Annotated in this window: 21 protein-coding genes; 12 read left to right on the forward strand and 9 right to left on the reverse strand. The window is 34.1% G+C overall.

Annotated features, from left to right (window positions below):
* The first annotated feature begins 88 nt into the window (after positions 1 to 88).
* The 9 genes from KKQ76_RS00250 (at position 89) to KKQ76_RS00290 (ending at position 12,712) form a co-directional block, all read left to right on the forward strand.
* Positions 89 to 751 (forward strand): succinate dehydrogenase cytochrome b subunit, encoded by a 663-nt coding sequence (locus KKQ76_RS00250; protein WP_069800732.1) that lies wholly within the window; start codon positions 89 to 91, stop codon positions 749 to 751.
* 13 nt (positions 752 to 764) lie between these two features.
* Entirely contained in the window at positions 765 to 2,777 is a 2,013-nt protein-coding gene (locus tag KKQ76_RS00255) for a fumarate reductase/succinate dehydrogenase flavoprotein subunit (RefSeq protein WP_213195302.1), read from the forward strand.
* Between the two features lie 22 nt (positions 2,778 to 2,799).
* Positions 2,800 to 3,570 (forward strand): succinate dehydrogenase/fumarate reductase iron-sulfur subunit, encoded by a 771-nt coding sequence (locus KKQ76_RS00260; protein ID WP_213195303.1) that lies wholly within the window; start codon positions 2,800 to 2,802, stop codon positions 3,568 to 3,570.
* A gap of 147 nt (positions 3,571 to 3,717) precedes the next feature.
* Entirely contained in the window at positions 3,718 to 5,220 is a 1,503-nt protein-coding gene (locus KKQ76_RS00265) for a TlpA family protein disulfide reductase (RefSeq protein WP_213195304.1), read from the forward strand.
* Between the two features lie 118 nt (positions 5,221 to 5,338).
* Complete coding sequence (gene rlmD / locus KKQ76_RS00270; RefSeq protein WP_213195305.1) at positions 5,339 to 6,748, forward strand: 23S rRNA (uracil(1939)-C(5))-methyltransferase RlmD; 1,410 nt, start codon at positions 5,339 to 5,341, stop codon at positions 6,746 to 6,748.
* A 124-nt stretch (positions 6,749 to 6,872) separates the two neighbouring features.
* On the forward strand, positions 6,873 to 9,353 hold the full coding sequence (locus KKQ76_RS00275; protein ID WP_213195306.1) for a zinc-dependent metalloprotease: 2,481 nt from the start codon (positions 6,873 to 6,875) through the stop codon (positions 9,351 to 9,353).
* Positions 9,354 to 9,517: 164 nt separating this feature from the next.
* On the forward strand, positions 9,518 to 9,991 hold the full coding sequence (locus KKQ76_RS00280) for a DUF6452 family protein (protein WP_213195307.1): 474 nt from the start codon (positions 9,518 to 9,520) through the stop codon (positions 9,989 to 9,991).
* On the forward strand, positions 9,957 to 10,607 hold the full coding sequence (locus KKQ76_RS00285; protein WP_213195308.1) for a DUF6048 family protein: 651 nt from the start codon (positions 9,957 to 9,959) through the stop codon (positions 10,605 to 10,607). The genes KKQ76_RS00280 and KKQ76_RS00285 overlap by 35 nt, the downstream gene beginning before the upstream one ends.
* 128 nt (positions 10,608 to 10,735) lie before the next feature.
* A complete protein-coding gene (locus tag KKQ76_RS00290; protein WP_213195309.1) occupies positions 10,736 to 12,712 on the forward strand; it encodes a M43 family zinc metalloprotease in 1,977 nt (658 codons plus the stop codon).
* Between the two features lie 69 nt (positions 12,713 to 12,781).
* On the opposite strand, the gene coaE is transcribed toward KKQ76_RS00290, so the two are convergent.
* From coaE to ruvB, 4 genes are read right to left on the reverse strand one after another with little or no spacing between them, the layout of a single operon-like run.
* Positions 12,782 to 13,402 (reverse strand): dephospho-CoA kinase, encoded by a 621-nt coding sequence (gene coaE, locus KKQ76_RS00295; RefSeq protein WP_213195310.1) that lies wholly within the window; start codon positions 13,400 to 13,402, stop codon positions 12,782 to 12,784.
* 18 nt (positions 13,403 to 13,420) lie between these two features.
* On the reverse strand, positions 13,421 to 14,287 hold the full coding sequence (locus KKQ76_RS00300) for an MBL fold metallo-hydrolase (protein WP_213190571.1): 867 nt from the start codon (positions 14,285 to 14,287) through the stop codon (positions 13,421 to 13,423).
* 27 nt (positions 14,288 to 14,314) lie between these two features.
* Complete coding sequence (locus KKQ76_RS00305; protein ID WP_213195311.1) at positions 14,315 to 14,620, reverse strand: hypothetical protein; 306 nt, start codon at positions 14,618 to 14,620, stop codon at positions 14,315 to 14,317.
* Between the two features lie 18 nt (positions 14,621 to 14,638).
* On the reverse strand, positions 14,639 to 15,661 hold the full coding sequence (gene ruvB / locus KKQ76_RS00310) for a Holliday junction branch migration DNA helicase RuvB (RefSeq protein WP_213195312.1): 1,023 nt from the start codon (positions 15,659 to 15,661) through the stop codon (positions 14,639 to 14,641).
* Positions 15,662 to 15,935: 274 nt separating this feature from the next.
* Here ruvB and hutI point away from each other — a divergent pair, with 274 nt between their 5' ends.
* The 3 genes from hutI to KKQ76_RS00325 all read left to right on the forward strand — a co-directional run bounded on the left by hutI (position 15,936) and on the right by KKQ76_RS00325 (position 19,694).
* Complete coding sequence (gene hutI, locus KKQ76_RS00315) at positions 15,936 to 17,171, forward strand: imidazolonepropionase (RefSeq protein ID WP_213195313.1); 1,236 nt, start codon at positions 15,936 to 15,938, stop codon at positions 17,169 to 17,171.
* Positions 17,172 to 17,177: 6 nt separating this feature from the next.
* Positions 17,178 to 18,101: a formimidoylglutamase gene (gene hutG / locus KKQ76_RS00320; protein ID WP_213195314.1), complete on the forward strand. Its 924-nt coding sequence runs from the start codon at positions 17,178 to 17,180 to the stop codon at positions 18,099 to 18,101.
* 297 nt (positions 18,102 to 18,398) lie between these two features.
* The gene (locus tag KKQ76_RS00325) at positions 18,399 to 19,694 is read left to right on the forward strand and encodes an aldehyde dehydrogenase family protein (RefSeq protein ID WP_213195315.1); all 1,296 of its coding nucleotides are present in this window, start codon (positions 18,399 to 18,401) and stop codon (positions 19,692 to 19,694) included.
* 44 nt (positions 19,695 to 19,738) lie between these two features.
* Here the strand turns inward: KKQ76_RS00325 and pyk are convergent, their stop codons facing one another.
* From pyk to KKQ76_RS00350, 5 genes are read right to left on the reverse strand one after another with little or no spacing between them, the layout of a single operon-like run.
* Positions 19,739 to 21,175 carry a pyruvate kinase gene (gene pyk / locus KKQ76_RS00330; RefSeq protein WP_213195316.1) on the reverse strand — a complete coding sequence of 479 codons (1,437 nt, stop codon included), beginning with the start codon at positions 21,173 to 21,175 and terminating at the stop codon, positions 19,739 to 19,741.
* Positions 21,168 to 21,623, reverse strand: a complete 456-nt coding sequence (locus tag KKQ76_RS00335; RefSeq protein WP_213195317.1) for an IPExxxVDY family protein — start codon at positions 21,621 to 21,623, stop codon at positions 21,168 to 21,170. Before KKQ76_RS00335 ends, pyk begins: the two co-directional genes overlap by 8 nt.
* Positions 21,598 to 22,365, reverse strand: a complete 768-nt coding sequence (rnc, locus tag KKQ76_RS00340) for a ribonuclease III (RefSeq protein WP_213195318.1) — start codon at positions 22,363 to 22,365, stop codon at positions 21,598 to 21,600. The genes KKQ76_RS00335 and rnc overlap by 26 nt, the downstream gene beginning before the upstream one ends.
* A complete protein-coding gene (fabF, locus tag KKQ76_RS00345) occupies positions 22,365 to 23,612 on the reverse strand; it encodes a beta-ketoacyl-ACP synthase II (RefSeq protein ID WP_213195319.1) in 1,248 nt (415 codons plus the stop codon). Before fabF ends, rnc begins: the two co-directional genes overlap by 1 nt.
* 26 nt (positions 23,613 to 23,638) lie before the next feature.
* Positions 23,639 to 23,878 carry an acyl carrier protein gene (locus KKQ76_RS00350; protein WP_069800766.1) on the reverse strand — a complete coding sequence of 80 codons (240 nt, stop codon included), beginning with the start codon at positions 23,876 to 23,878 and terminating at the stop codon, positions 23,639 to 23,641.
* Between the last annotated feature and the right edge of the window lie 26 nt (positions 23,879 to 23,904).

Genomic DNA, 23,904 nt, shown 5'->3' on the forward strand with positions numbered 1-23,904 from the left:
GTTATAAACTGACAAATATGACATTTGTCATAGTTTCAAACGTTAACAAATTCTTAATTTTGTGAAAATTCAAAAAAATAAATAAACAATGGCAGGATTAACTCAATCTACAATTGGTAGAAAGTTTTTAATGGCGCTTTCAGCAATGTTTTTGCTTGTCTTTTTGTTGATTCACTTGTCGGTAAATTTACTATCGATATTTAGTGAAGATGCATTTAACACAGCGTCTCATTTTATGGGATACAATCCTTTAATACAATTTGTGATGCAGCCGGTTTTAGTAGCGGGTGTAATTTTTCACTTTGTAATGGGCTTCGTTTTAGAAATGAAAAACAAAAACGCAAGACCAGTAAAGTATGCTGTAGCAAATAACAGCGGAAATTCTAGTTGGTCTTCTAGAAATATGATTATTTCTGGAGCAGTAATTTTAGCTTTCTTAGGACTGCATATGTATGATTTCTGGATGCATGAGATGAATTATAAGTATGTAGAAGCTCTATCAATCAATGAAACAAGATATTGGGAAGAGTTACATGCTAAGTTTGCAGATTTATGGAGAGTGATTTTTTATGCAGTTTCTTTTGTTTTATTAGGATTGCACTTATCACACGGTTTCCAATCATCATTCCAATCGATTGGAGCGAGACATCCTAAGTATTTAAAATGTGTAAACACATTAGGAACTTGGTATTCTATTTTAATTCCGCTAGGATTTATCGTAGTAGCTGTATTTCATTTCGTAACTCAATAATTTACATAATATTATGAGCAAATTAGATTCAAAAATTCCAGCAGGTCCTTTAGCAGACAAATGGAAAAATCATAAAGCACACATGAATTTGGTTGCACCAAATAACCGTGATAAAATAGATATTATTGTAGTAGGAACTGGTTTAGCTGGTGGTTCTGCTGCGGCAACTCTTGCAGAGCAAGGATATAATGTAAAAGCTTTTTGCTACCAAGATTCACCAAGAAGAGCACACTCTATTGCAGCTCAAGGTGGTATTAATGCAGCTAAAAATTATCAAAATGATGGTGATTCTGTTTACAGATTATTCTATGACACCATCAAAGGTGGAGATTATAGAGCAAGAGAAGCTAACGTACACAGATTAGCAGAAGTTTCTGCAAATATCATTGACCAATGTGTAGCACAAGGTGTTCCTTTCGGTAGAGAATACGGCGGTCAGTTAGATAACCGTTCTTTCGGTGGAACTCAGGTGAAGAGAACTTTCTATGCAAAAGGTCAAACTGGTCAGCAATTACTATTAGGTGCATATTCTGCAATGAGCCGTCAAATCGGTAAAGGTAGAATTAAGATGTACAACCGTCACGAAATGATGGACTTAGTAATGGTAGATGGTAAAGCTAGAGGTATTATCGCAAGAAACTTAGTAACAGGAGAAATCGAAAGACATTCTGCTCACGCTGTAGTAATTGCTTCTGGTGGTTACGGAAACGTATATTTCCTTTCTACTAACGCGATGGGTTCTAATGTTTCTGCAGCTTGGAAAATTCACAAAAAAGGAGCGTATTTCGCAAACCCATGTTTCGTACAGATTCACCCAACTTGTATTCCAGTCCACGGAACACAACAGTCTAAATTGACTTTGATGTCTGAATCTCTTAGAAACTCTGGTAGAATTTGGGTTCCTAAAAAATTAGAAGATGCTCAAGCAATCAGAGAAGGAAAACTTAGACCAGAAAATGTTAAAGAAGAAGACAGAGATTACTACTTAGAAAGAAGATATCCTGCATTCGGTAACTTAGTGCCTAGAGACGTAGCTTCTAGAGCCGCTAAAGAAAGATGTGATGCTGGTTTCGGAATCGAAAATAATGATACTAAAGAAGGTGTATTCTTAGATTTCTCTACAGAAATTATGAAAAAAGGTAGAGAAGCTGCCACTGAGAAAAATATTCACAATCCTTCTGAAAAACAAATCTACGATTTGGGTAAAAAATGGGTGGAAGAAAAATACGGAAACCTATTCCAAATGTATGAGAAAATTACAGCAGACGATCCATACGTAACTCCTATGAAAATTTATCCTGCAGTTCACTATACCATGGGAGGAGTTTGGGTAGATTATAACTTAATGAGTACTATTCCTGGTTGTTTCGTAATAGGTGAGGCTAATTTCTCAGACCACGGTGCAAACAGATTAGGTGCATCTGCTTTAATGCAAGGTTTAGCAGACGGATATTTCGTATTGCCTTACACGATTGCAGATTATCTTTCTGCAGACATCAGAACAGGACAAATTCCTACCAATTCTTCAGAATTTGAAGCTGCTGAAAAAGAAATTAAAGATAAAGTAAACTTCTTCTTAACTAATAAAGGAACTCACTCTGTAGATTACTTCCACAAAAAACTAGGAAATGTAATGTGGAACAAAGTAGGTATGGGTAGAACTCCAGAAGGTTTAGCAGAAGCGATTAAAGAAATAGAAGAAATCAGAAACGATTTCTGGAAAAATGTAAAAGTTCCAGGAGAAGCAAACGGAATGAATACAGAGCTTGAAAAAGCATTCAGAGTGGCAGATTTCTTAGAACTAGGTCAATTAATGGCGAAAGATGCTCTTGAAAGAAAAGAATCTTGTGGAGGTCACTTCCGTTGGGATCACGCTACTCCAGAAGGTGAAGCAGAAAGAGATGACGAGAACTACAAATATGTAGCAGCTTGGGAATACAAAGGTGATGATATCAACGCCGAAGTATTGCACAAAGAAGAATTGGTGTACGAGAATATTGAAGTGAAAACGAGAAGTTATAAATAATCTCCATAAAATAATTTAAAAAATGAGTGCAAAAAAAGGATTAAACCTGACTCTAAAAATTTGGAGACAGAAAAATAATAAATCAAAAGGTCAGTTCGAGACCTATAAAATATCAGATGTTTCTACGGATTCTTCTTTCCTTGAAATGCTAGATATGCTAAACGAACAATTGGTAAATAACGGAAGCGAACCAGTGGCATTCGACCACGATTGTAGAGAAGGAATCTGCGGTATGTGTTCTTTGTACATTAATGGTAGAGCTCACGGTCCAGATACAGGAATTACAACTTGCCAATTGCACATGAGAATGTTCAAAGATGGCGAAACCATCACTATTGAACCTTGGAGAAGTGCTGCGTTCCCAGTAATTAAAGACTTGGTAGTAGACAGAAGCGCATTTGACAGAATTATGGCTGCAGGTGGTTTCGTTTCTGTAAATACTTCAGGAAATACACTTGATGCAAACGCAATCCCAGTTCCAAAAGAAGATGCAGATAAAGCTATGGATGCTGCAGCTTGTATTGGTTGTGGAGCTTGTGTAGCAACTTGTAAAAATGGTTCTGCTATGCTATTTGTTGGTGCTAAAGTTTCTCAGTTTGCTCTTTTACCACAAGGTAGAGTAGAAGCAAATAGAAGAGTGCTGAACATGGTAAAACAAATGGACGAAGAAGGCTTCGGAAACTGCTCTAACACAGGTGCTTGCGAAGTAGAATGTCCTAAAGGAATTTCTCTAGAAAACATCGCTAGAATGAACAGAGAATTTCTTGCGGCTAAATTTACTACAGTAGATTAACCTTATAAATGAAATAATTTAAAAATCACCTCTTTCTTTGAGGTGATTTTTCGTTAAAACTTTCCCAAAACACAAAGTTTTTTTCTGCAAATAAAACTAAAAGTATATTTTTGCGTGATTAAAAACAAAAACAACTTTTTTAAAGAAATGAAAAAATATTTTTTATTATTCTTATTCTCCATTTTATTGCTATCATGTTCTAAAGGTGGCAAAGTAACCATAAATGGTAAAGTGACTAATGGCTCACCATTAGAAAGATTAGAAATTATAGATGCTTCAGGAATTGCAACTTTACCGCTTGCTAATTTTGGTGTAGATGCCAAAGGAAATTTCTCAGAAACCATAGAAATTCCTAGAGATGGAGTTTATGTAATTACTTACGCAGGAAACACAGGTTTTCTTTATCTAAAAGGTGGCGACAAAGTAAATCTTGACTTTGAAGCGATGCTTTTCCCTCAAGGAATGAAAATTACTGGTGATGCTAAAGGAAACACAGAATACTTAATGGAATCTCAGCAATTCATTAACCAATATATGTCTAAATTAGACCAATCTGTTATTTCTAAAAAAGAAGAAGATTTCCTAAAAGAATTAGAAAAATATAAAGGTGATATTACCAAAAAAATGGATGAAATCGCTAAGGTTAAAAAACCAGACAGCGATGTAGAAAAATTCAATAAAAGAGAACTAGATGTAACTTTATTGATGATTTCTTCTCAGTACGAAAGTATGCATGGTCCAGCTACTAATGACCCAAAATACAAAGCAGGAGCTAAATTATTAGATTTCCAAAAAAGTCTAGAAAACGAAAGTTATGTAGAAGATATGCCTAATTACAGAAACTACGTTATCAGTAAATTAAGTGCATCTTTCCAAAAGTTCTTCGAAGGACAAAAGAATGCTGCTCCTACTTCTAATGTGCAAATGTTCTCTAAATTCTTAGACACCCAAAAAGATGTTTCAGATAAAACTAAAGAATATCTTCTTGCTGCTGTAGCTGCTCAATATGATTTAAGAGAGCCTGCTAATCCTAAATTACAAGAAGTTTTCAAATTTTTAGATACTAAAATCAAAAATTCTGCAATCAAATCAGAGTTGAAAAATTTAAAAGAAGCAATTTACGGACTTGAGCAAGGAACAGATGTTTCTGGTTTAAGTTTAGTAAAGCAAGATGGCAGTAAAATAACTTTAGCAGATCTTAAAGGAAAACCTACAGCATTAGTGTTCTACGCTTCTTGGAATCCTTACATCACAGAAAGCACATTGCCTGTTCTTAAAGAAATGGTGAAATTCTATGGTTCAAAAATGAATTTTGCTTTCATTAACTTAGATGATACTCAAGACCAATTCGTGAAAACTTCTAAAGCGATGTTTACAGGAATTCAAGGAAATAATTATTATGCAACGGGTGGTATGAAATCTGAAATTGCTAAGAAATTTGCAGTATACGGATTTAAAATGCCAAGTTTCATCATCATTGATAAAGACGGTAAAATTTCTAGTAAAACTTACCTAAATATCGCAGACCCAGCTTTGGTAGATGGATTGAACAAAGCTTCTGGTTTACAAGCTCCAACTGGAATTCCTCAAACTCCAGAAATGATGGCTCCACCAACTGAGCATTCTGCAAATGATGGTCACGGTCACTAAAAAAGATAAAAATATCATATCAAAAAGCGGACTTTAGTCCGCTTTTTATTTTTTCAGAATTTATGAAAATCAACAAACACACTGAAAATTAGTTTTAAAACATTAATTTTGCATCGTTATGAGTAAGAAAAAGAAAAACATTATTTTAGAAAATATTAAATTAATTACTGCTGGTGCAAAAGGTGTAGCCGTAGGAAAAACTGAGGAAGGAAAAGCGGTTTTAGTTTCTGGTGCGGTTCCAGGTGATGTAGTAAATGCCAGAGTGAAAAAATCTAAATCTAAATACTTCGAAGCAGAAGCAGTAGAAATTTTAGAAAAATCACCGTACAGAGTTGAGCCAAAATGCATTCATTTTGGAGTTTGTGGTGGTTGCAAATGGCAGAACCTTTCTTACCAAAAACAACTCGATTTCAAGCAAGAAGAAGTTTATAACAATATCAAACGAATCGGTGGAATCGAAAATTTTGAAACATTGCCTATACTCGGTTCAGAGCAAGAATATTTCTACAGAAATAAAATGGAGTTTTCTTTTTCTAATGCTCGTTGGCTTACTCAATACGAAATCAGTTCCGAAGAAAATTTTGGGAATAAAGATGCTTTAGGATTCCATATTCCAGGAATGTGGAGCAAAATTTTAGATTTACAAGAATGTTTCCTTCAAGAAGCCCCATCTAATGATTTAAGATTAGCTGTAAGGAATTATGCCATCAATAAAGGGTTAGATTTTTTTGATGTAAGAAATCAAGAAGGTTTTTTGAGAACTTTAATGCTTCGTCAAAACTCTCAAGGAGAATGGATGGTTCTATTCCAATTGTACAGAGAAGAGAAGGAGAACAGAGAACAATTATTCGATTATATTTTAGAGAAATTCCCACAGATTAAAACTTTGGTTTATGCCATCAATCCGAAACAGAATGATTCTATTTATGATTTAGATGTACAGACTTATTTCGGCGAAGGTTTCATTTATGAAGAAATGGATGGGCTGAAATTTAAAATAGGACCAAAATCTTTCTTCCAAACCAATTATAAACAAGCGCTGAATTTGTATAGAAAAACACTAGAATTCGCAGAAATTTCTGAAAATGATGTGGTGTACGATTTATACACAGGAACAGGAACAATTGCACAATATATTGCCAAAAAAGCAAAATACGTAATCGGGATAGAATCGGTTCAAGAAGCGATAGATGCTGCAAAAGAACATGCTAAGCTCAATGGTTTGGATAATTGCGAGTTTTATTGTGGCGATATGAAAGACGTTTTCACCGAAGAGTTTTTAGCCAATCATCCAAAACCAAATGTTTTGGTTACCGATCCGCCTAGAGACGGAATGCACCAAAAAGTGGTAGAACAAATTCTGAAATTAGCACCGCCTAAAATTGTCTATGTTAGCTGTAATTCTGCTACTCAAGCTAGAGATTTAGCACTGATGAAGGAACATTATGATGTGGTGAAGATTTTGCCAGTAGATATGTTTCCGCAGACACATCATGTAGAAAATATAGCGCTATTAATAAAAAAATAACTAAATTGGGGGTTCGAAACAGAATCCTCAATTTTTTTATCTTATAGTTGAGGTATTTTAACCAAATAAAAAATTAAAATATCGAATGAAAAATGTACTGAATTTGTTTTGCGCATTGTCATTAATGATGTCAGCGAGCGCATTTTCTCAACAGAAAGACAGTGTAAAAGTAGATGTAAAAGCTAAAAAAGACACCGTAAACACTGCAAAACCAAAAGACAAAAAACCAGAAAAAATTCAACCTTTCGAGAAAGTAATTACCAACAAAGCAGTTAGCGATGAAGGAATTATTACCGTTCACAAGGTAGAAGACAAATACTATTTCGAAATTCCTGATAAAGCACTGAAAAAAGAATTTTTGGTAGTCACCAGATTGACCAAAGCCGGTGCCGAAATGAGAATGGGAACAGTAGGTTATGCGGGAGATCAAATCAGTCAAAACGTCATCAGTTTCGAAAAAGGACCAAATGATAAGGTGTTTTTACGCTCTATTTCTTATGTAGATTATGCTAAAGATTCTACCTCTGCAATGTATAAAACAGTGATGAGAAATAACGTAAATTCTATTGAACAAGCTTTTGACATTAAAGCTTTCGGTAAAGAAAAAAACTCTACCGTGATAGATGTTACAGATTTTATCAATGCAGATAATGATGTGGTTTCTTTTGATACTCGTTTCAAGAAAGGATTTAGAGTGGGCGCTTTTCAAAAAGATAAATCTTTTGTCAATTTCGTGAAATCTTTCCCTACCAATATTGAAATTAACACTACTAAAACCTACAACAGAAGTGCAGGAGAAGCTTCGCCAATTCCAGGTGCTCCAAAACCTGAAGTGAGCGGAAATTATACGGTAGAAGTTAATTCTTCAATTATTCTTTTGCCAGAAAATAAAATGCAGGCCAGATATTTCGATCCTAGAGTAGGTTATTTTACAGTAGGTTATACAGATTTTGATGAAAATCCTCAAGGCGTAGAAAGAGTTTCTCTAGTAAAAAGATGGAGACTTGAACCCAAAGCGAAAGATTTAGAAAAATATAAAAGAGGAGAATTGGTAGAGCCAGAAAAACCAATAGTTTTTTACATTGATCCTTTAACTCCGAAAAAATGGATTCCTTATTTAATTCAAGGAGTGAATGATTGGCAAAAAGCTTTCGAAAAAGCAGGTTTTAAAAATGCGATTTATGCAAAAGTTCCGAATGCAAAAGAAGATCCAGAATGGAGTTTAGAAGATGCAAGATTCTCGGCTATCGTTTATAAACCTTCAGATGTTCCTAATGCTTCTGGCCCTTCAATTGCAGACCCTAGAACTGGTGAGATTTTAGAAAGTCACATCAATTGGTATCACAATGTAATGAAATTGTTGAACGATTGGTATTTCGTACAAGCTTCACCTAATGATCCTAGAGCTAGAAAAGTAGATTTTGATGATGAATTAATGGGGCAGTTAATCAGATTTGTTTCTTCACACGAAGTGGGACATACTCTTGGTTTGAGACATAATTTCGGGTCTAGTTCTACGGTTCCTGTAGAAAATCTTAGAAATAAATCTTGGTTAAAAGCCAATGGTCATACTCCTTCAATTATGGATTATGCGAGATTTAACTACGTAGCACAGCCAGAAGATAATGTAGGTGAAGCTGGATTAATGCCAAGAATTGGTGACTATGATGATTGGGCAATAGAATGGGGTTACAGAAGATTTTATAATTATAATTCACCAGAAAAAGAAAAAGCTCATCTTAATAAATGGGTGATGGAAAAATTACAAAATCCTAGACTTTGGTTCGGTTCAGAAACCAATCCTTATGATCCGCGTTCTCAAAGCGAACAAGTAGGAGATAATCCTATGCTTGCAGGAAAATATGGAGTGAAAAACCTTCAGAGAATCATGGAAAACATAGAAGCATGGAGTACAAAACCAAATGAAGATTACAGCAGTCTTAATAATAGATTTACTCAAGTTTCTGGTCAGTTTGCTAGATATTTAGGTCACGTTTCTAAATACATTGGTGGCGTAAAAGAAACGCCGAAAATGGTAGAACAAAAAGGAGCTATTTATGAATTGGTTTCTAAATCAGAACAAAAAGAAGCTTTGAAATTTTTATCAGAAAATGTATTTACCACTCCAAATTGGTTGTTAAAAACTTCTGTTTTAACTAAAATAGATAAATCGCCAGTAGAAGTGGTAGAAAATCTTCAAAAAACAGTGCTCAATAGAGTTTTAAGCGAAGGTGTTTTGAATAAATTATACGAAGGAGAATCTTTAGATGCTAATGCTTACGCTGTGTATAATTATCTTCAAGATATTAAAAACAGTGTATTTTCTGAGTTGAAATCTTCTTCTAAAATTGATATTTACAGAAGAAATTTACAGAAAAATTTTGTAGAAACTTTAATTGCGAGAACTCAAGCAAGTAAACCAAGCACTGGCAGAAATGCAGAGACGATTTCTGATAATTCTGATGTGAAATCATTAACCAGAGGAGTTTTAAGAGAAATAAAAGCAGATGCTTCTAAAAATGCACAAAATGCACAAGACGCAGTGACCAAATATCATTTAGAAGATTTGGTTTATAGGATAGATAAAGCTTTAGAAGTAAAATAATTGAAAAATAAAGTTCATCATTTCCAGAAAATGGTGAACTTTGTTTTATAAAAGAGATTTTTCTAGAAATTTAAAATAAGAAAAATCAAAATAGTAAGTTAAATATCTGAAACCGACTTTGAAGTTGAATAGGCGTTTTCAGAATATTATTTCCTCGTTAAAAAATGAAAAAATTAATCTTTCCCTTTTTGATATTGGGTTTTTTCCTCACTTCTTGCGAAAACGATGACGATGTTTGCGTAAGCGGAGAAGCTACACCTCGACTAAAAATTAAATTTAAAAGTGCAGATAATAAAGTGCTGACTTTAGACTCGCTTTATTTAGATGTAGATTATGGTAATAATAATATTTTAACGGTAGTAAAAGCCGCTAAAGTAGATTCTGCATTGATTCCAATTCGGGTAGATGATGCAGGTTTTACAGAATTATACGTGAGAAAAACTAAAAAAGGCAGTGTTTCTAAAATAAAACTGAATTATAATACCACTTCTGAATATGTTTCGCCAGCTTGTGGTTTCAAAAGACTTTATCAAAACCTTTCTGGAACTCTTGAAACTGCAAATCCAGTCACTAAAGTAGAACTCAATCAAAATCAGATTATCAATGAAAACAAAGCTCATCTTTATCTTGTTTTTTAGTTTTTGTTTGGGTTTTTCTCAAGAGAAAGATTCAGTAAAAACCAAATATCAATATAAACCCAATTTTACAGTAGGAGTAGATGTACTGAATGCTGCGTTGTCTACTTTTAGCGATAGAAAATTATTTCAAGGATATGTTTCTTCTGAGATTAAGAAAAATCTTCACGCAGTTGTAGATGTAGGTTTTGAAAAAAATATTTATCAGAAAAATGGTTATGACGCTACTGCAAACGGATTTTTCGGAAAATTAGGAGGATATTACATGCTTTCTATGGATACCGAAAATCCTGATAATGGTTTTTATGCGGGAGCAAAAATGGTCGCAAGTTTTTACAGTCAAGAATACAAAAAAGTTCCCATTCGTGGTTTTGGTGGCAGCGACCAATATCTTGCCTTTCCATCAGTGAATCAATCTGCCTATTGGTTAGAAGGTTTTGCTGGAGCAAGAGTTCAGTTGTTCAAATCAAATTTATATGTAGATGTAAATGCGCAACCAAGATTTTTATTTTATTCTACCAAACAAGAAGGGATGACTCCTATGATTGTGCCTGGTTTTGGCAAAAGCTCTACTAAATTTAATGTGGGCTTTAGCTGGAATTTAGCGTATCAATTTTAGCAAGTTTTTATTGAGATTGTAAAAATGTTACTTTTTTTTTAAAAAATGTAATTTATTTTAAATAATTGAATAAAAGTGTATAACTTTAATACCCTTTAAATTTAAAAAAATAATTAAAATTTATGTAGATGAAGAAAATTCTATTCTTTCTAATGGCTGGATTATTATCAATAAATATCTCGGCTCAGACAAAAAAAACAGTAAGTAAATCACCGAATGGATATATAAGATGTTATTCTACTGAATACGAAAAAAATCTTCAGAAAAAAAATAGCAGAAGAGCTAATACTGATGGTTTTGAAAATTGGATTTCAGATAAAATTAACAGGAAAAAATTTTTTAATAACAGAATTTCTGCTATAAAAACTATACCAGTAGTTGTGCACGTAATTAATAAAGGGGAAGCGGTAGGGATAGGAACTAATATTAGCGACGCACAAGTAATTTCTCAGATTACTACGCTTAATAATGATTATAGAAAAAAAACAGGAACTAAAGGATATAACACTAATCCAGTTGGTGCAGATGCTAATATAGAATTTGCACTTGCGGTAAGAGATCCTAATGGAAATCCTACAAATGGAATTGATAGAATTTCTTTTAATGTTAATTCATGGACAGATACACAAATAGAAGCTGTTTTAAAACCTAGTACAATTTGGGATCCTACAAAATATTTAAATATTTGGGTTACACCTGATGTAATTACAGATATTGGTGAAGTTCTAGGGTATGCTCAGTTTCCTGAAGCAAGTACATTAGATGGATTAAATTATCCGCCTTTTACAGCAAATACAGATGGAGTAGTCATTGGACATCAATTTTTTGGAAATTTGGATTATGATGATGGTAGTTTTAATTTAGATCCTACATACGGTTATGGTAGAACAACAACTCATGAAATAGGACATTGGTTAGGTTTACGTCATATTTGGGGAGATGAAAATTGCGGAACAGATTACGTAGCAGATACTCCAATTCATAAGACTGAGAACTATGGATGTTTTACACATCCTAAAACAAATACTTGCTTACCTCCTACAGCAGACGAAATGTTCGAAAATTACATGGATTATACAAGTGATACATGTATGAATATTTTCACAATTAACCAAGTTGATAGATTTAATGCCGTTTTAGCTAATTCACCAAGAAGAAAAGAATTATTAACTTCTAATGCACTTACTCCAGTAACCTTGGTAAGTAATGATGCAGAAGTTAAAGTGCAGTTTATTTATAATACAGATTGTTCTTTCCCTCAGAAAGCTCAAATTAGATTAATAAATAGAGGAAATAATGCTCTAACTTCTGCTGTTATTTCTGTAAATGATGGAGGGGTGATTTACAATCAAAGTTGGACTGGTAATTTAGCCACTAATGCAGAAGCGCAAATTCCTATTAGTTTAAATGGAACTGCTCTTAGCAATAATAACATTTCGGTTACAATAAATACAGTAAATTCTGCATTAGACAGTAGAGTTTCTAATAATACCAATACTCTAATTTATGATTCTACGCCTAGCTTCACTACAACTCAAGTTAATTTAGAACTCCAATTAGATGCTTACGGTTCAGAAACGTATTGGGAAGTAGTAGATGGAGCAGGGAATACTTTATATTCAAGTGCAAGTGAAACATATACAGATGAAGAAACAGGAATGCCAGCAGTGAAAAATTACATATTTAATTTAACTAATAATAAATGTTATATTTTCAAAATTTATGATAGTTGGGGTGATGGATTCTGCTGTGATTACGGAAGTGGTTATTATAAGTTGACAACAAGTACAGGAACAGTTATGGTAAATACTACATTTAGTACTGACGAAGCTTCATACGCCTTCGTTTTAGGAAGTATGTTAGGAACTAAAGAAGCAAATAAATTGGGAACAGAAATTTTCCCTAATCCTGTAAACGATGTTTTAAATATTACCAAAGTATCTAACAATGCTACTTTTGCCATCTATAACGTTGCAGGTCAGTTTATTTCAAAAGGAAAAGTGACCAATAATAAAGTCAATGTAGCTACTCTTGCAAAAGGAGTCTATTTCATCGAAGTTTCTGAAAAAGGAGCAACTTCTAAAATGAAATTTATCAAAAAATAATCTTAGATGATATAAAAAAGAAAACCTTGAGTTCGTCTCAAGGTTTTTTTATTTTTAGAAAATTAGAATTTACAAATCCATTCGTTGTAACTCGTCTATAACTTGATGAGTAAATTCCTTTAAAGACTCTAAATCAGTATTATTTTGAATCACAAAATCCGCTAATTTCACTTTGTCCGCTTCAGGCATTTGTTTATCGATGATTTCTTTTACTTCTCGGTATGTTCTGCCATCTCTATCCATCACTCTTTTTATTCTGATGTTTTCATCAGCAGTAACTAAAATAGATTGATAGCAACTTTCATTCAGTTTTAATTCAAAAAGCAAAGCCGTTTCTTTAAAAACAAATTCAGCGTTTTGAGCATTTACCCAATTCTCAAAATGTATTTTCACCGCAGGGTGAATAATTTGATTCAGTTTTAAAAGCAATTCTTGATTTTCGAAAACCTTTTCTGCAACAAATTTCCGGTTGTATTTTCCGTTTTCATCATAAGATTCTTCGCCAAGAAGTTCGATAACTCTAGATTTTAGATTTTCGTCTATATTCACTAATTCTTTTGCCCAAAAATCAGAATCATATACAGGAAATCCCAACTCTTCTATAAATTTAGAAACCGTAGATTTTCCACTTCCTATTCCGCCTGTAATTCCGATGATTTTTTTTCCAGTATGTAAACTTCCAACTTCCATCTTCTAACTTCCCGCAAATTAATACCCAAAAACTTCGTTAAAACTGAACGTTTCGTCTAGCTTCACGCCTTTTTCAGTCATTTTTAGACTGGCCAATTCATGATGAGCATCGTGTTCGAAAAACAGTAAGTATTCATTCTCTACACATTGTTTCAGAAATTTTCCTTTTTCTTCCATGGTAAGAAGCGGTCTCGTGTCATATCCCATCACGTAAACTTGTGGGATGTGTCCAGCTGTTGGAATTAAATCTGCTGCAAAAACAATCGTTTTTTCTTGATATTGAATCACAGGAAGCATTTGTTTTTCGGTGTGTCCGTCTACAAAGATCACATCCATTTTCAAATCAGGTGCAAAACCATAATTTCCCGTTTTTGGAGTAGGCAAAAATTGCAACTGTCCGCTTTCTTGCATTGGCAAAATGTTTTCCTTCAAGAAACTTGCTTTTTCTCTTGGATTGGGTTCAGTTGCCCATTGCCAATGATTTTCGTTGGTCCAGAATTGTGCGTTTTTAAAAGCAGGTCTGTAACCTGATTTGTCATCATTCCATTCGATTGCGCCACCACAATGGTCGAAGTGAAGGTGTGTCAAGAAAACATCGGTAATATCTTCTCTTACAAACCCGAATTTTTTTAAATTTTTGTCTAAAGATTCGTCTCCATAAAGCGAATAATGCCCGAAAAACTTCTCATCTTGCTTATTTCCTAAACCACAATCAATTAAGATGAGTTTTTTGCCATCTTCCACCAAAAGAGAACGAGTCCCAAGTTCAATTAAATTTTTAGAATCTGCAGGATTAGTACGTTCCCAAAGAGATTTCGGGACGACACCAAACATAGCACCGCCGTCTAATTTAAAATTTCCGCATTGTATAGGGTAAAGTTTCATAAAAAGTGTGATTTTGTGCTAAATTAATTAATTTTCTGATAGTTTATAATTTTCGATAAATTCTTTCGCTTCATATATATTTTCAGGAATTTTTAAATATTTTTCATTTTCAAAATCATAAAAATGTTCATATTCAAATCCATTTTCAAAGAGATATTCTACAACTTTCCACTTTTTTAAGTCTTCTTTTTTGGGAGGTCTGAAACGATGAGGTAACCTTTTCATCTCAGAATTACATTTAGTACAAATATTATTAATAGACTCTGATTTATCAAAATTAGAGTCTAAATTTTTTACTTTTCTACAATTGAAACAAACTAATTTATGTCCCATTCTTAATTCTTTAATTGATTAAAAAAGTTCCCCTGGATTTTTCGGCCTCGAAATTCCCAAATGTTTGTAGGCTTTCTCTGTAACTTCTCTTCCTCTTGGAGTTCTGATGATAAAACCTTCCTGAATCAAAAACGGTTCGTAAACCTCTTCCAAAGTCTCAGGGTTTTCGCCAATAGAAGTGGCCAATGCAGAAATCCCAACTGGTTTCCCTTTGAAATTTTCTATCATCACACGCATAATTTTATTGTCCATATCATCCAATCCATATTCATCTACATTCAGAGAATTAAGTGCGAATTTGGTAATCTCAATTTCAATTTTGCCGTTTCCTTTAATTTCTGCAAAATCTCGAACTCTGCGTAACAATGCATTGGCAATTCTCGGAGTTCCACGGCTTCGTCTTGCGATTTCCAACGCTGCATCTTCATAAATAGGAACGCCCAAAACTCTTGCACTTCTCTCGATAATCATTCCCAAAAGTTCTATCGTGTAATATTCTAATCTGCTTTGAATCCCAAATCTTGCTAACATCGGCTTCGTGAGCATTCCAGAACGAGTAGTGGCACCAACTAAAGTAAAAGGATTTAAGCCAATTTGTACAGAACGTGCATTAGGACCTGTTTCCAGCATAATGTCGATTTTATAATCTTCCATGGCAGAATACAAATATTCTTCCACAACAGGCGAAAGTCTGTGAATTTCATCAATGAAAAGCACATCGTTTTCTTCCAAATTCGTTAAAAGCCCAGCCAAACTTCCAGGCTTATCTAAAACTGGCCCCGAAGTAATTTTACAATTTACCCCCAGTTCATTGGCAATAATATGTGCCAAAGTAGTTTTTCCCAAACCTGGAGGTCCGTGTAAAAGTACGTGGTCTAAAGCGCCACCTCTATTTTTAGCAGCCGCCACGAAAACCTCTAAATTATCCAACGTTTTTCTTTGTCCCGCAAAATCCTTAAAACTTTGTGGACGAATCTGTTCTTCCTGCATTAATTCCTCATCAGAGAAATTTTCTTTATCTGCGTGTAAAAAATCTGGCATCAGTGAAAATTATATCTTCAAATTTATTCTTTTTTACTCAATTTTCGACATAGAATTCGGAGGGGTTAAGAAAATTTTGAAATAATTCGTTAAAAAATTCCTGCTGTTTGAGCATTGTTGGGATTGTGGTGGAGCGAGTTTCAGGGATTTTAGAATAATTTTGAAATTTTTAGCCGAGAATTCAAGTCTTGAAATAGTATTCGCCGACATAAAGGAGGCAATTTTTGGTTCTTTTGTATCAAGACAAAAGAACAAATTGTTTATTTTTACAATTATGAAACTAATCGGTCCTTTCAAACAAATTCTTACACTCAATAATCTTCCACTTCGAGGAAAAATCTCTGACGAACAATTAGAAATTATCGAAAACGGCGGAATTTTAATTAACAACGAAAATTTAATTGAAGCAATTGGTGATTTTGAAAAATTGAAATCTGACTTCCCAAACGCTGAACTCGTACCTCGAACCTCGAACCTCGAACCTCAAATCGTTCTTCCCGCATTCATAGATTGTCACACCCATATTTGTTTTGGAGGAAACAGAGCCAATGATTTTGCGATGCGCAATGCAGGGAAAACTTATCTAGAAATTGCAGAAAAAGGCGGTGGAATTTGGAGCAGCGTTCAGCATACTAGAAATGCTTCTGAAAAAGAACTTTTAGAAACGCTTTTAGAAAGAATAAATCGATTAATTTCATTGGGAATTACCACCATCGAAATTAAATCTGGCTACGGATTGAATGTAGAAAGTGAACTGAAAATGCTTCGTGTGATTCAACAAGCACAAACTAAAACCAAAGTAACTTTAGTCCCAACTTGTCTTTCTGCGCATTTAAAACCAAGAGATTTTGAAGGGAATAATGAAGAATACTTACAATATATTGTTGATGAAATTTTACCAAAAGTTAAAGAAGAAAATTTAGCGAAAAGAGTAGATATTTTCATCGAAAAATCTGCATTTCAACCAGAAGAAAGCCGAAAATTTTTAGAAAAAGCAAAAGAATTAGGTTTTAAAATTACGGTTCACGCAGACCAATTTACCGCAGGAAGTTCCAGAATTGCAGTGGAAGTTGGTGCAGTTTCAGCAGACCATTTAGAAGCGACAATAGATGAAGATATAGAATTTTTGGCAAAATCAGAAACCGTTGCAGTTGCACTTCCAGGCGCAAGTTTAGGTTTAGGAGAACCTTTTACCCCAGCGAGAAAAATTTTAGATAAAAACGGAATTCTCGCTATTGCAAGCGATTGGAATCCGGGTTCTGCGCCTATGGGAAATCTCATTGCCCAAGCTTCCATTTTAGCCACTTTTCAGAAGTTAAGTACTGCCGAAGTTTTGGCAGGAATTACCTTCCGTGCTGCTAAAGCACTCAATCTAACCGATAGAGGAGTTCTGAAAAAAGGAATGAAGGCAGATTTTGTGGTTTTTGAAACCAATAATTTCCAAAATATTTTATACAATCAAGGAAGTTTGATGGCGAGTGAAGTGTATATTGATGGAGAAAAAATTTAATTAAACATGGACAACATTTGGCAAGGACGTAACGATGGTGATTCACCGCTTCATCACAGAATATTCCAACGAGTAGAAATAGCGGAGAACTACGAAAATATTTTACCGAATAATTTCGTTTTGCATGGTTTTGCGGTAGATGAAGGCGTTAGAAGAAACAAAGGAAGAATTGGCGCTGCCAAAGCTCCAGACATTATCCGAAAAAATATGAACAACTTTCCTGTAGTTTCTCCAGATTTTCAATTACTAGATTTTGGAAATATCACTTGCGAAGACCAAAATTTAGAAAAATCACAAGAAGATTTAGCCGAAAAAGTTTCTAAAATTCTGCAAAAAAATGGAAAATCAATTGTTTTAGGAGGCGGTCATGAAGTGACTTTTGCGCATTATTCTGGTATCAAAAAAGCATTTCCCAACCAAAAAATTGGTATCATTAATCTCGATGCTCATTTTGATAACCGTGAACCCGAAAATGGAGTAGGAGCAAGCTCTGGAACGGGTTTTTGGCAAATCGCCCAAGAAGGAGAAATTCATTCATTGCACATTGGTATTCAGAAAAATTCTAATACATTGAAGTTGTTCGATACTGCCCATCAATTCGGAATGAAATACATTTTGGCAGACGAAATTTTCTTCGAAAATCTTCCTAAAATCTATCAGCAAATAGATGAACTAATTCTTTCGGTAGACCAATTGTATCTCACCATTTGTATGGATGTTTTCAACGTGGCAATTGCGCCCGGAGTTTCGGCTGCTGCGTACAACGGAATCTTTGCAGATGCTACTTTTCTGCATTTTTACAGACATATTTTGAAGTCAGAAAAATTGGTTGCGCTGGATGTTGCAGAGGTAAATCCAGAGTTTGATATTGACGAGAGAACCGCCAGATTGGCTGCCAGTTTGGTAAATGAGTGGTTTATGATTTCGTAGTGACAAATCGTGATTTGTCCAATAATTAAAATTTTTAGGAGCAACACGTTTTCTGTTTTCTTTCACTTTCAGTCCTGCTTTCGCTACTCGCTTTTTTGTTTTTTTTGTCATATGAGCGAAGTCGAAATATCTAAAAAAAACAAAAAGAGCTCAAACATGTCGCTCAATCAGGGCTAGAAATTGGTTTCGGTTTTATTTTCACTTTTTTAAATGATAAGCATTTAAAATTTTTATCTTTGGCAAAACCACGTTTAGGCTTTAGTACAGTATCTTTGTGCACTTTTTTAATCAAAAATTATGGAACAATTCCTTCAAAATACCTTACAAAATTCTCAAGACGCTTTCCAAAAATGGAAAAAAATTCCATTTGAAGAAAGACAAAAATATTTTACTCAACTATCTGAAATTCTGAATAATAGAAAACAAGAGTTTGCGGCAATCATTACCCAAGAAATGAATAAACCCATTTCGCAATCGGTTTCCGAAATAGAAAAATGTGCAGCGTTATGTGATTATTATGCTACCGAAAAAAATATACTGAAAACGGAGCAAGTAGAAACAGAATTTCAAATTTCAGAAATCCATCACGAACCTTTGGGCGTTATTTTGGGCGTTATGCCATGGAATTTTCCTTTTTGGCAAGCGATAAGATTTGCAGTTCCTACCATTTTAGCAGGAAATGTAATCGTGCTAAAACATGCTTCTATTTGTGAAAAATCAGGTGAAACCATGCAAAAAATTTTCGAGAAAGCAGGTTTTCCAAAAGGCGTTTTTACCTTTTTAAAAGTTTCTCACACAGAAGTTGAAGAAATGATTGCTCATCCTATTATTAGAGGCGTTTCTCTTACTGGTAGTGAAGCTGCTGGTAGAAAAATTGCCGAAGCTGCAGGTAAAAATTTAAAAAAATGTGTTTTGGAATTAGGCGGGAGTGATGCTTTTATCGTTTGTGAAGATGCAGATCTAGAAAAAGCAGCAATTGATGGTGCACAAGCAAGATTGCAAAATAACGGACAAACATGTGTAGCTGGAAAAAGATTTGTCATTCACGAGAAAATATATCAAGTTTTTGTAGAAAAATTCACAGAAGAGTATCAAAAATATCAACCTGAAAATCCTATGAATGAAGAAACGAAGTTAGGATTAATGGCGAGAGAAGATTTGGCTTCAGATTTAGAAAAACAATATCAAAAAGCGCTTAACAACGGAGCGAAAACTATTTTAGAGTTAGAATCTGTAGGGAATATGGCTTTTAAACCTGGTATTTTAGAAATGAATCTCGAAAATTCTATTGCTCAGGAAGAATTATTTGGTCCATTGGCAATGGTTTTTAAAGTGAAAAATGATGAAGAAGCTTTACAAATTGCCAATAATACCATGTTTGGATTAGGAAACGCCGTTTTCACCTCAAATAAAGAACGAGCTTTGTTTTTTGCAGAGAATTTAGAAAGCGGAAGTGTGGCAATTAATCAAATTTTTCGTTCAGATGTAAGATTGCCTTTTGGTGGAAGAAAGAATTCTGGATATGGAGTAGAATTGTCTCTGTATGCACTCAAAGAATTTACCGCTCCCAAAACCATTATCGGCAAATTTTAGAAATTTTAAAAAATAAAAAAGCTCCAATTTTTGGAGCTTTCATTTTATATATTGGTTAATCTGAGTGTATTTGTTTTTCCACCTTCATAAACTGGCATTGCATTGAGATTTACTACGAAATCTCCTTTTTCTACATAACCGTAATGATGAGTCAACATGTTCACTTGGATTACCGTCTCGTCAGTAGATTTGTTCATGTCATAGTAGAACGCTCTTACTCCCCATAAAAGGTTCAGCATGGTAAGAACTCTTCTGTTTGAACTGTATACAATAATTCTAGAAGTAGGTCTGTGTGCAGAAATTTGGAAAGCAGTGTAACCAGAGTGAGTCAGCGTAATAATGGCTGCTGCACCAGTAGTTTCTGCAATTTTAACTGCGTTTAGACAAACCATATCTGTTACGAAACGATCGTCTACACAAGTTATTTTTTCTATAATATCATTTTTCTTTTCGTAAAGATTGGTAGATTCTATATTCTTAATAATCTTTGTAATGTTTTTAACTACATCTACTGGATATTTTCCTACAGAAGTTTCACCAGAAAGCATTACTGCATCAGCCCCGTCTAACACGTTGTTTGCCACGTCATTTACCTCGGCTCTAGTTGGAGTAAGGCTACTAATCATGGTTTCCATCATTTGCGTAGCGATAATTACTGGTTTAGAGTAATATCTGGCTTTGTCTACTAATTTTTTCTGAATGACAGGAACTTCTTCCATTGGAACTTCTACTCCTAAATCTCCACGTGCAACCATTAATCCGTCACATTCTAGAAGAATTTCGTCAATATTTTTTACACCTTCTGGTTTTTCAATTTTTGCTATAATTGGAATTTTGAAATCAGAATGCGCTTCAATTAATTTCTTTAAATCAATAATGTCTTGAGCATGACGAACGAATGAAAGTGCAATCCAGTCAAATTCATTTTCAATCATGAATTTAGCATCTTCGATGTCTTTTTCTGTCAAAGCAGGAAGAGAAACATTGGTGTTCGGTAAATTCACTCCTTTTTTAGAGCTTAATGGCCCACCTTGAATCGTTTTTGCTTTTACCGTATCTTTTTGATTGGTTTCGATGACTTCGAAAACTAATTTTCCATCGTCAATAAGGATTCTTTCACCAACTTTTACGTCTTGTGGGAATTTTTCGTACGTCATGAATACTTTGGTTGAATCTCCTTCGCAAGGCTCATTGGTAAAGGTAAGTACGTCTCCTGGATTAAGGAAAGAACCTTCTTTTACCACACCTACTCTTAATTTAGGACCTTGTAAATCTCCTAAAATAGAGATGTTATAACCGTATTCTTGATTGATTTCTCTAATAATGTCTACATTTCTCTTAACCAGTTCGTAATCGGCATGAGAAAAATTTATTCTAAAAACATCGGCTCCAGCTTTTACCAGTTCTAGCATGATTTCTTTCGTAGAAGAAGCAGGTCCTAATGTTGCGATTACTTTGGTTTTTTTCGCTCTCTTATTCATAATAATTTATTAGCTTGTATAGTTCGCTATTGGGTAGTAAAGAAAAATCTTGTATTTGAAACATGATGTTTTCTGGCAGCAAAATTAGTGAAAAATCTTTAAAACTATCCTTTGCATAAATAATGTAGTCTACATCTTTATTTTTAGGCATCAGAAATTTTATTTCTTCAGTCTGGGCAAAGAGTTCGTTATCTGTTTTTTTTCGTAATGGTGCTGATTTGTTAGATACTATAGAATAGCAATTTTTGGTTTCTTTGTGATATCCTTCGAATTTTGTAAAACAAAACTGTTTTATTTTTAAGTCGTCTGTTCTTACGAATTGGAAGGGATTTATTTTGTTAATTTCGAAAAATATTTCGTGATCGGGTAATTTTTTAACCAATCTTAGTAAACCAATGTCCATTGGTTCATCATCTTCTAAGTCAAGAAATATTTTTTTGCTTTTCAACAATGTGTTCTTTTTTATTTAAGGAGTAAAACGCTCTTTGTGCTGCTTTTTCTTCTGCTTTTTTCTTAGAAGTTTCTGTGGCAGAAGAGATTTTTACATTATTTAAGTAGATACAACTCTTAAATAGAAGGTTTTTATTGGGCAAAGTTTCTTCGGTGATTTCATACTTTATTGTCACCTTTTTCTTTTGGCTCCATTCTAGCAATAATCCTTTGTAGCTTACGATTTTGTTTTCTAGTTTTTCGATATGTTTATCGGTAAACAATTTTTCTAAAACAATTTTTTCGCAAGTTTCATAATTGGTGTCTAAATAAAGCGCACCAATAAAGGCTTCGAAGAGATTCCCCGAAATGTTTTCACCTAAATTACCATTTCCACCATTTTGAATAAAATCTGTAAGCTTCAGTTTTTCTCCTAGAGAGTTAAGGTTTTTTCGATTGACAATTTTTGATTTCATTTGGGTAAGAAATCCTTCATTGGCAACAGGATAATTTTTATAAAGGTAGCAAGAAATGATGCTTCCTAAGACTGCATCTCCTAAAAATTCTAATCTTTCGTAGTTTTTAGCTCCTGTAGTTTTATTAGGAATTTTTAATGAAAAAGCTTCATGATAGTAATCAAGATTTTTTACATTCTGCCCAATTATTTTACTAACTCTGGCAGAAAGTAGCTTTTCTTTTTCAGTCTTTTTTTTGAAAGGTCTTTTAAGTAGAAATTTTTGTAATGAATTTTTTAAGCCCATTATAATTTCTTGAATAGAACGCAAGCATTGTGACCTCCGAAACCAAAGGTGTTACTCATGGCAATTTTTACATCTTTTTTCACGGCATTATTAAATGTAAAATCTAATCTGCCGTCTATGTTTTCGTCATCAGTAAAATGGTTAATGGTAGGAGGAACAATACCATGTAAAATAGTTCCTAACGCTGCTATAGCTTCTATTACACCAGCTGCACCAAGAAGGTGACCAGTCATAGATTTAGTAGAGTTTATTTGAATATCAAATGCATGCTCGCCTAATAGTTTAACAATTGCATTAGATTCGGCAATGTCTCCTAATGGAGTAGAGGTACCATGCATATTGATGTGGTCTACTTCATCTGGAGTTACACCAGCGTCTTCTAAACAATTTTTCATCACTAGATAAGCGCCTAATCCTTCTGGATGAGGTGCAGTCATATGATATGCATCTGCACTTAAACCACCACCTGCAAGTTCTGCGTAAATGGTAGCGCCACGTTTTTTAGCATGTTCATACTCTTCAAGGATGATACAACCTGCACCTTCTCCTAGTACAAATCCATCTCTGTCTTTGTCAAATGGTCTAGAAGCAGTTTTATAATCATCATTTCTTGTAGAAAGAGCCATCATAGAATTAAATCCTCCCATTCCAGATGCGGTAACAGCAGCTTCTGAACCTCCACATACTATTACGTCTGCTTTTCCTAATTGGAGAAGCATTTTTGCATCAATCAACGCGTTTGTAGAAGATGCACACGCTGAAACTGTAGTGTAATTAGGTCCATGAAAACCGTATTCCATAGAAACATGACCCGGAGTAATATCCGCAATCATTTTTGGAATGAAGAAAGGATTAAATCTAGGTATTCCTTCAGATTTTGCCCAGCCTAGAACTTCGGTTTCGAAAGTTTCTAAACCTCCAATTCCTGAGCCCCAGATTACACCCACTCTGTTTTTATCTACTTGATCTTCGATAATTCTAGAATGTGAAACAGCTTCACGAGCTGCCACCACACCGAGTTGAGTGTTTCGGTCCATTTTTTTTGCTTCCTTTTTCTCGAAATGATCTAAAGGATTGAAGTTTTTTACCTCACAAGCAAATTTTGTTTTGAAGTTAGTAGAATCGAAGAGAGTGATAGGAGCAGCGCCACTTACACCTTTTACAAGGTTTTCCCAATACTCTTGAGCATTATTACCAATTGGTGTAATTGCACCAAATCCTGTTACTACAACTCTCTTCAATTCCATAGTTTTGTTAATTTTTGTAATAAAAATTATTGTTTGATAACTTCTTCAATATAAGCGATTGCGTGACCTACAGTAGTGATTTTTTCTGCCTGATCATCAGGAATCTGAATGTTGAATTCTTTTTCAAATTCCATAATTAATTCTACAGTATCTAAAGAATCTGCACCTAAATCATTAGTGAAGCTTGCTTCAGGAGTTACTTCTGTTTCTTCCACGTCTAGCTTATCTGCGATGATAGCTTTTACTCTTGATGTAATGTCTGACATAGCAATTTGTTTTAAAAATTTTTGTT

Source organism: Cloacibacterium caeni, from assembly GCF_907163105.1.
Classification (GTDB): Bacteria; Bacteroidota; Bacteroidia; order Flavobacteriales; family Weeksellaceae; genus Cloacibacterium; species Cloacibacterium caeni_A.

Coding starts and splice junctions, on each gene's coding strand:
- rlmD (WP_213195305.1), top strand. CDS start 5,339: ATGAGTAAGAAAAAGAAAAACATTATTTTAGAAAATATTAAATTAATT.
- KKQ76_RS00300 (WP_213190571.1), bottom strand. CDS start 14,287: ATGAAACTTTACCCTATACAATGCGGAAATTTTAAATTAGACGGCGGT.
- KKQ76_RS00275 (WP_213195306.1), top strand. CDS start 6,873: ATGATGTCAGCGAGCGCATTTTCTCAACAGAAAGACAGTGTAAAAGTA.
- KKQ76_RS00265 (WP_213195304.1), top strand. CDS start 3,718: ATGAAAAAATATTTTTTATTATTCTTATTCTCCATTTTATTGCTATCA.
- fabF (WP_213195319.1), bottom strand. CDS start 23,612: ATGGAATTGAAGAGAGTTGTAGTAACAGGATTTGGTGCAATTACACCA.
- KKQ76_RS00325 (WP_213195315.1), top strand. CDS start 18,399: ATGGAACAATTCCTTCAAAATACCTTACAAAATTCTCAAGACGCTTTC.
- KKQ76_RS00255 (WP_213195302.1), top strand. CDS start 765: ATGAGCAAATTAGATTCAAAAATTCCAGCAGGTCCTTTAGCAGACAAA.
- KKQ76_RS00350 (WP_069800766.1), bottom strand. CDS start 23,878: ATGTCAGACATTACATCAAGAGTAAAAGCTATCATCGCAGATAAGCTA.
- ruvB (WP_213195312.1), bottom strand. CDS start 15,661: ATGCCAGATTTTTTACACGCAGATAAAGAAAATTTCTCTGATGAGGAA.
- coaE (WP_213195310.1), bottom strand. CDS start 13,402: ATGGAAGTTGGAAGTTTACATACTGGAAAAAAAATCATCGGAATTACA.
- hutI (WP_213195313.1), top strand. CDS start 15,936: ATGAAACTAATCGGTCCTTTCAAACAAATTCTTACACTCAATAATCTT.
- hutG (WP_213195314.1), top strand. CDS start 17,178: ATGGACAACATTTGGCAAGGACGTAACGATGGTGATTCACCGCTTCAT.
- KKQ76_RS00250 (WP_069800732.1), top strand. CDS start 89: ATGGCAGGATTAACTCAATCTACAATTGGTAGAAAGTTTTTAATGGCG.
- KKQ76_RS00290 (WP_213195309.1), top strand. CDS start 10,736: ATGAAGAAAATTCTATTCTTTCTAATGGCTGGATTATTATCAATAAAT.
- KKQ76_RS00260 (WP_213195303.1), top strand. CDS start 2,800: ATGAGTGCAAAAAAAGGATTAAACCTGACTCTAAAAATTTGGAGACAG.
- KKQ76_RS00285 (WP_213195308.1), top strand. CDS start 9,957: ATGAAAACAAAGCTCATCTTTATCTTGTTTTTTAGTTTTTGTTTGGGT.
- KKQ76_RS00305 (WP_213195311.1), bottom strand. CDS start 14,620: ATGGGACATAAATTAGTTTGTTTCAATTGTAGAAAAGTAAAAAATTTA.
- KKQ76_RS00280 (WP_213195307.1), top strand. CDS start 9,518: ATGAAAAAATTAATCTTTCCCTTTTTGATATTGGGTTTTTTCCTCACT.
- pyk (WP_213195316.1), bottom strand. CDS start 21,175: ATGAATAAGAGAGCGAAAAAAACCAAAGTAATCGCAACATTAGGACCT.
- rnc (WP_213195318.1), bottom strand. CDS start 22,365: ATGGGCTTAAAAAATTCATTACAAAAATTTCTACTTAAAAGACCTTTC.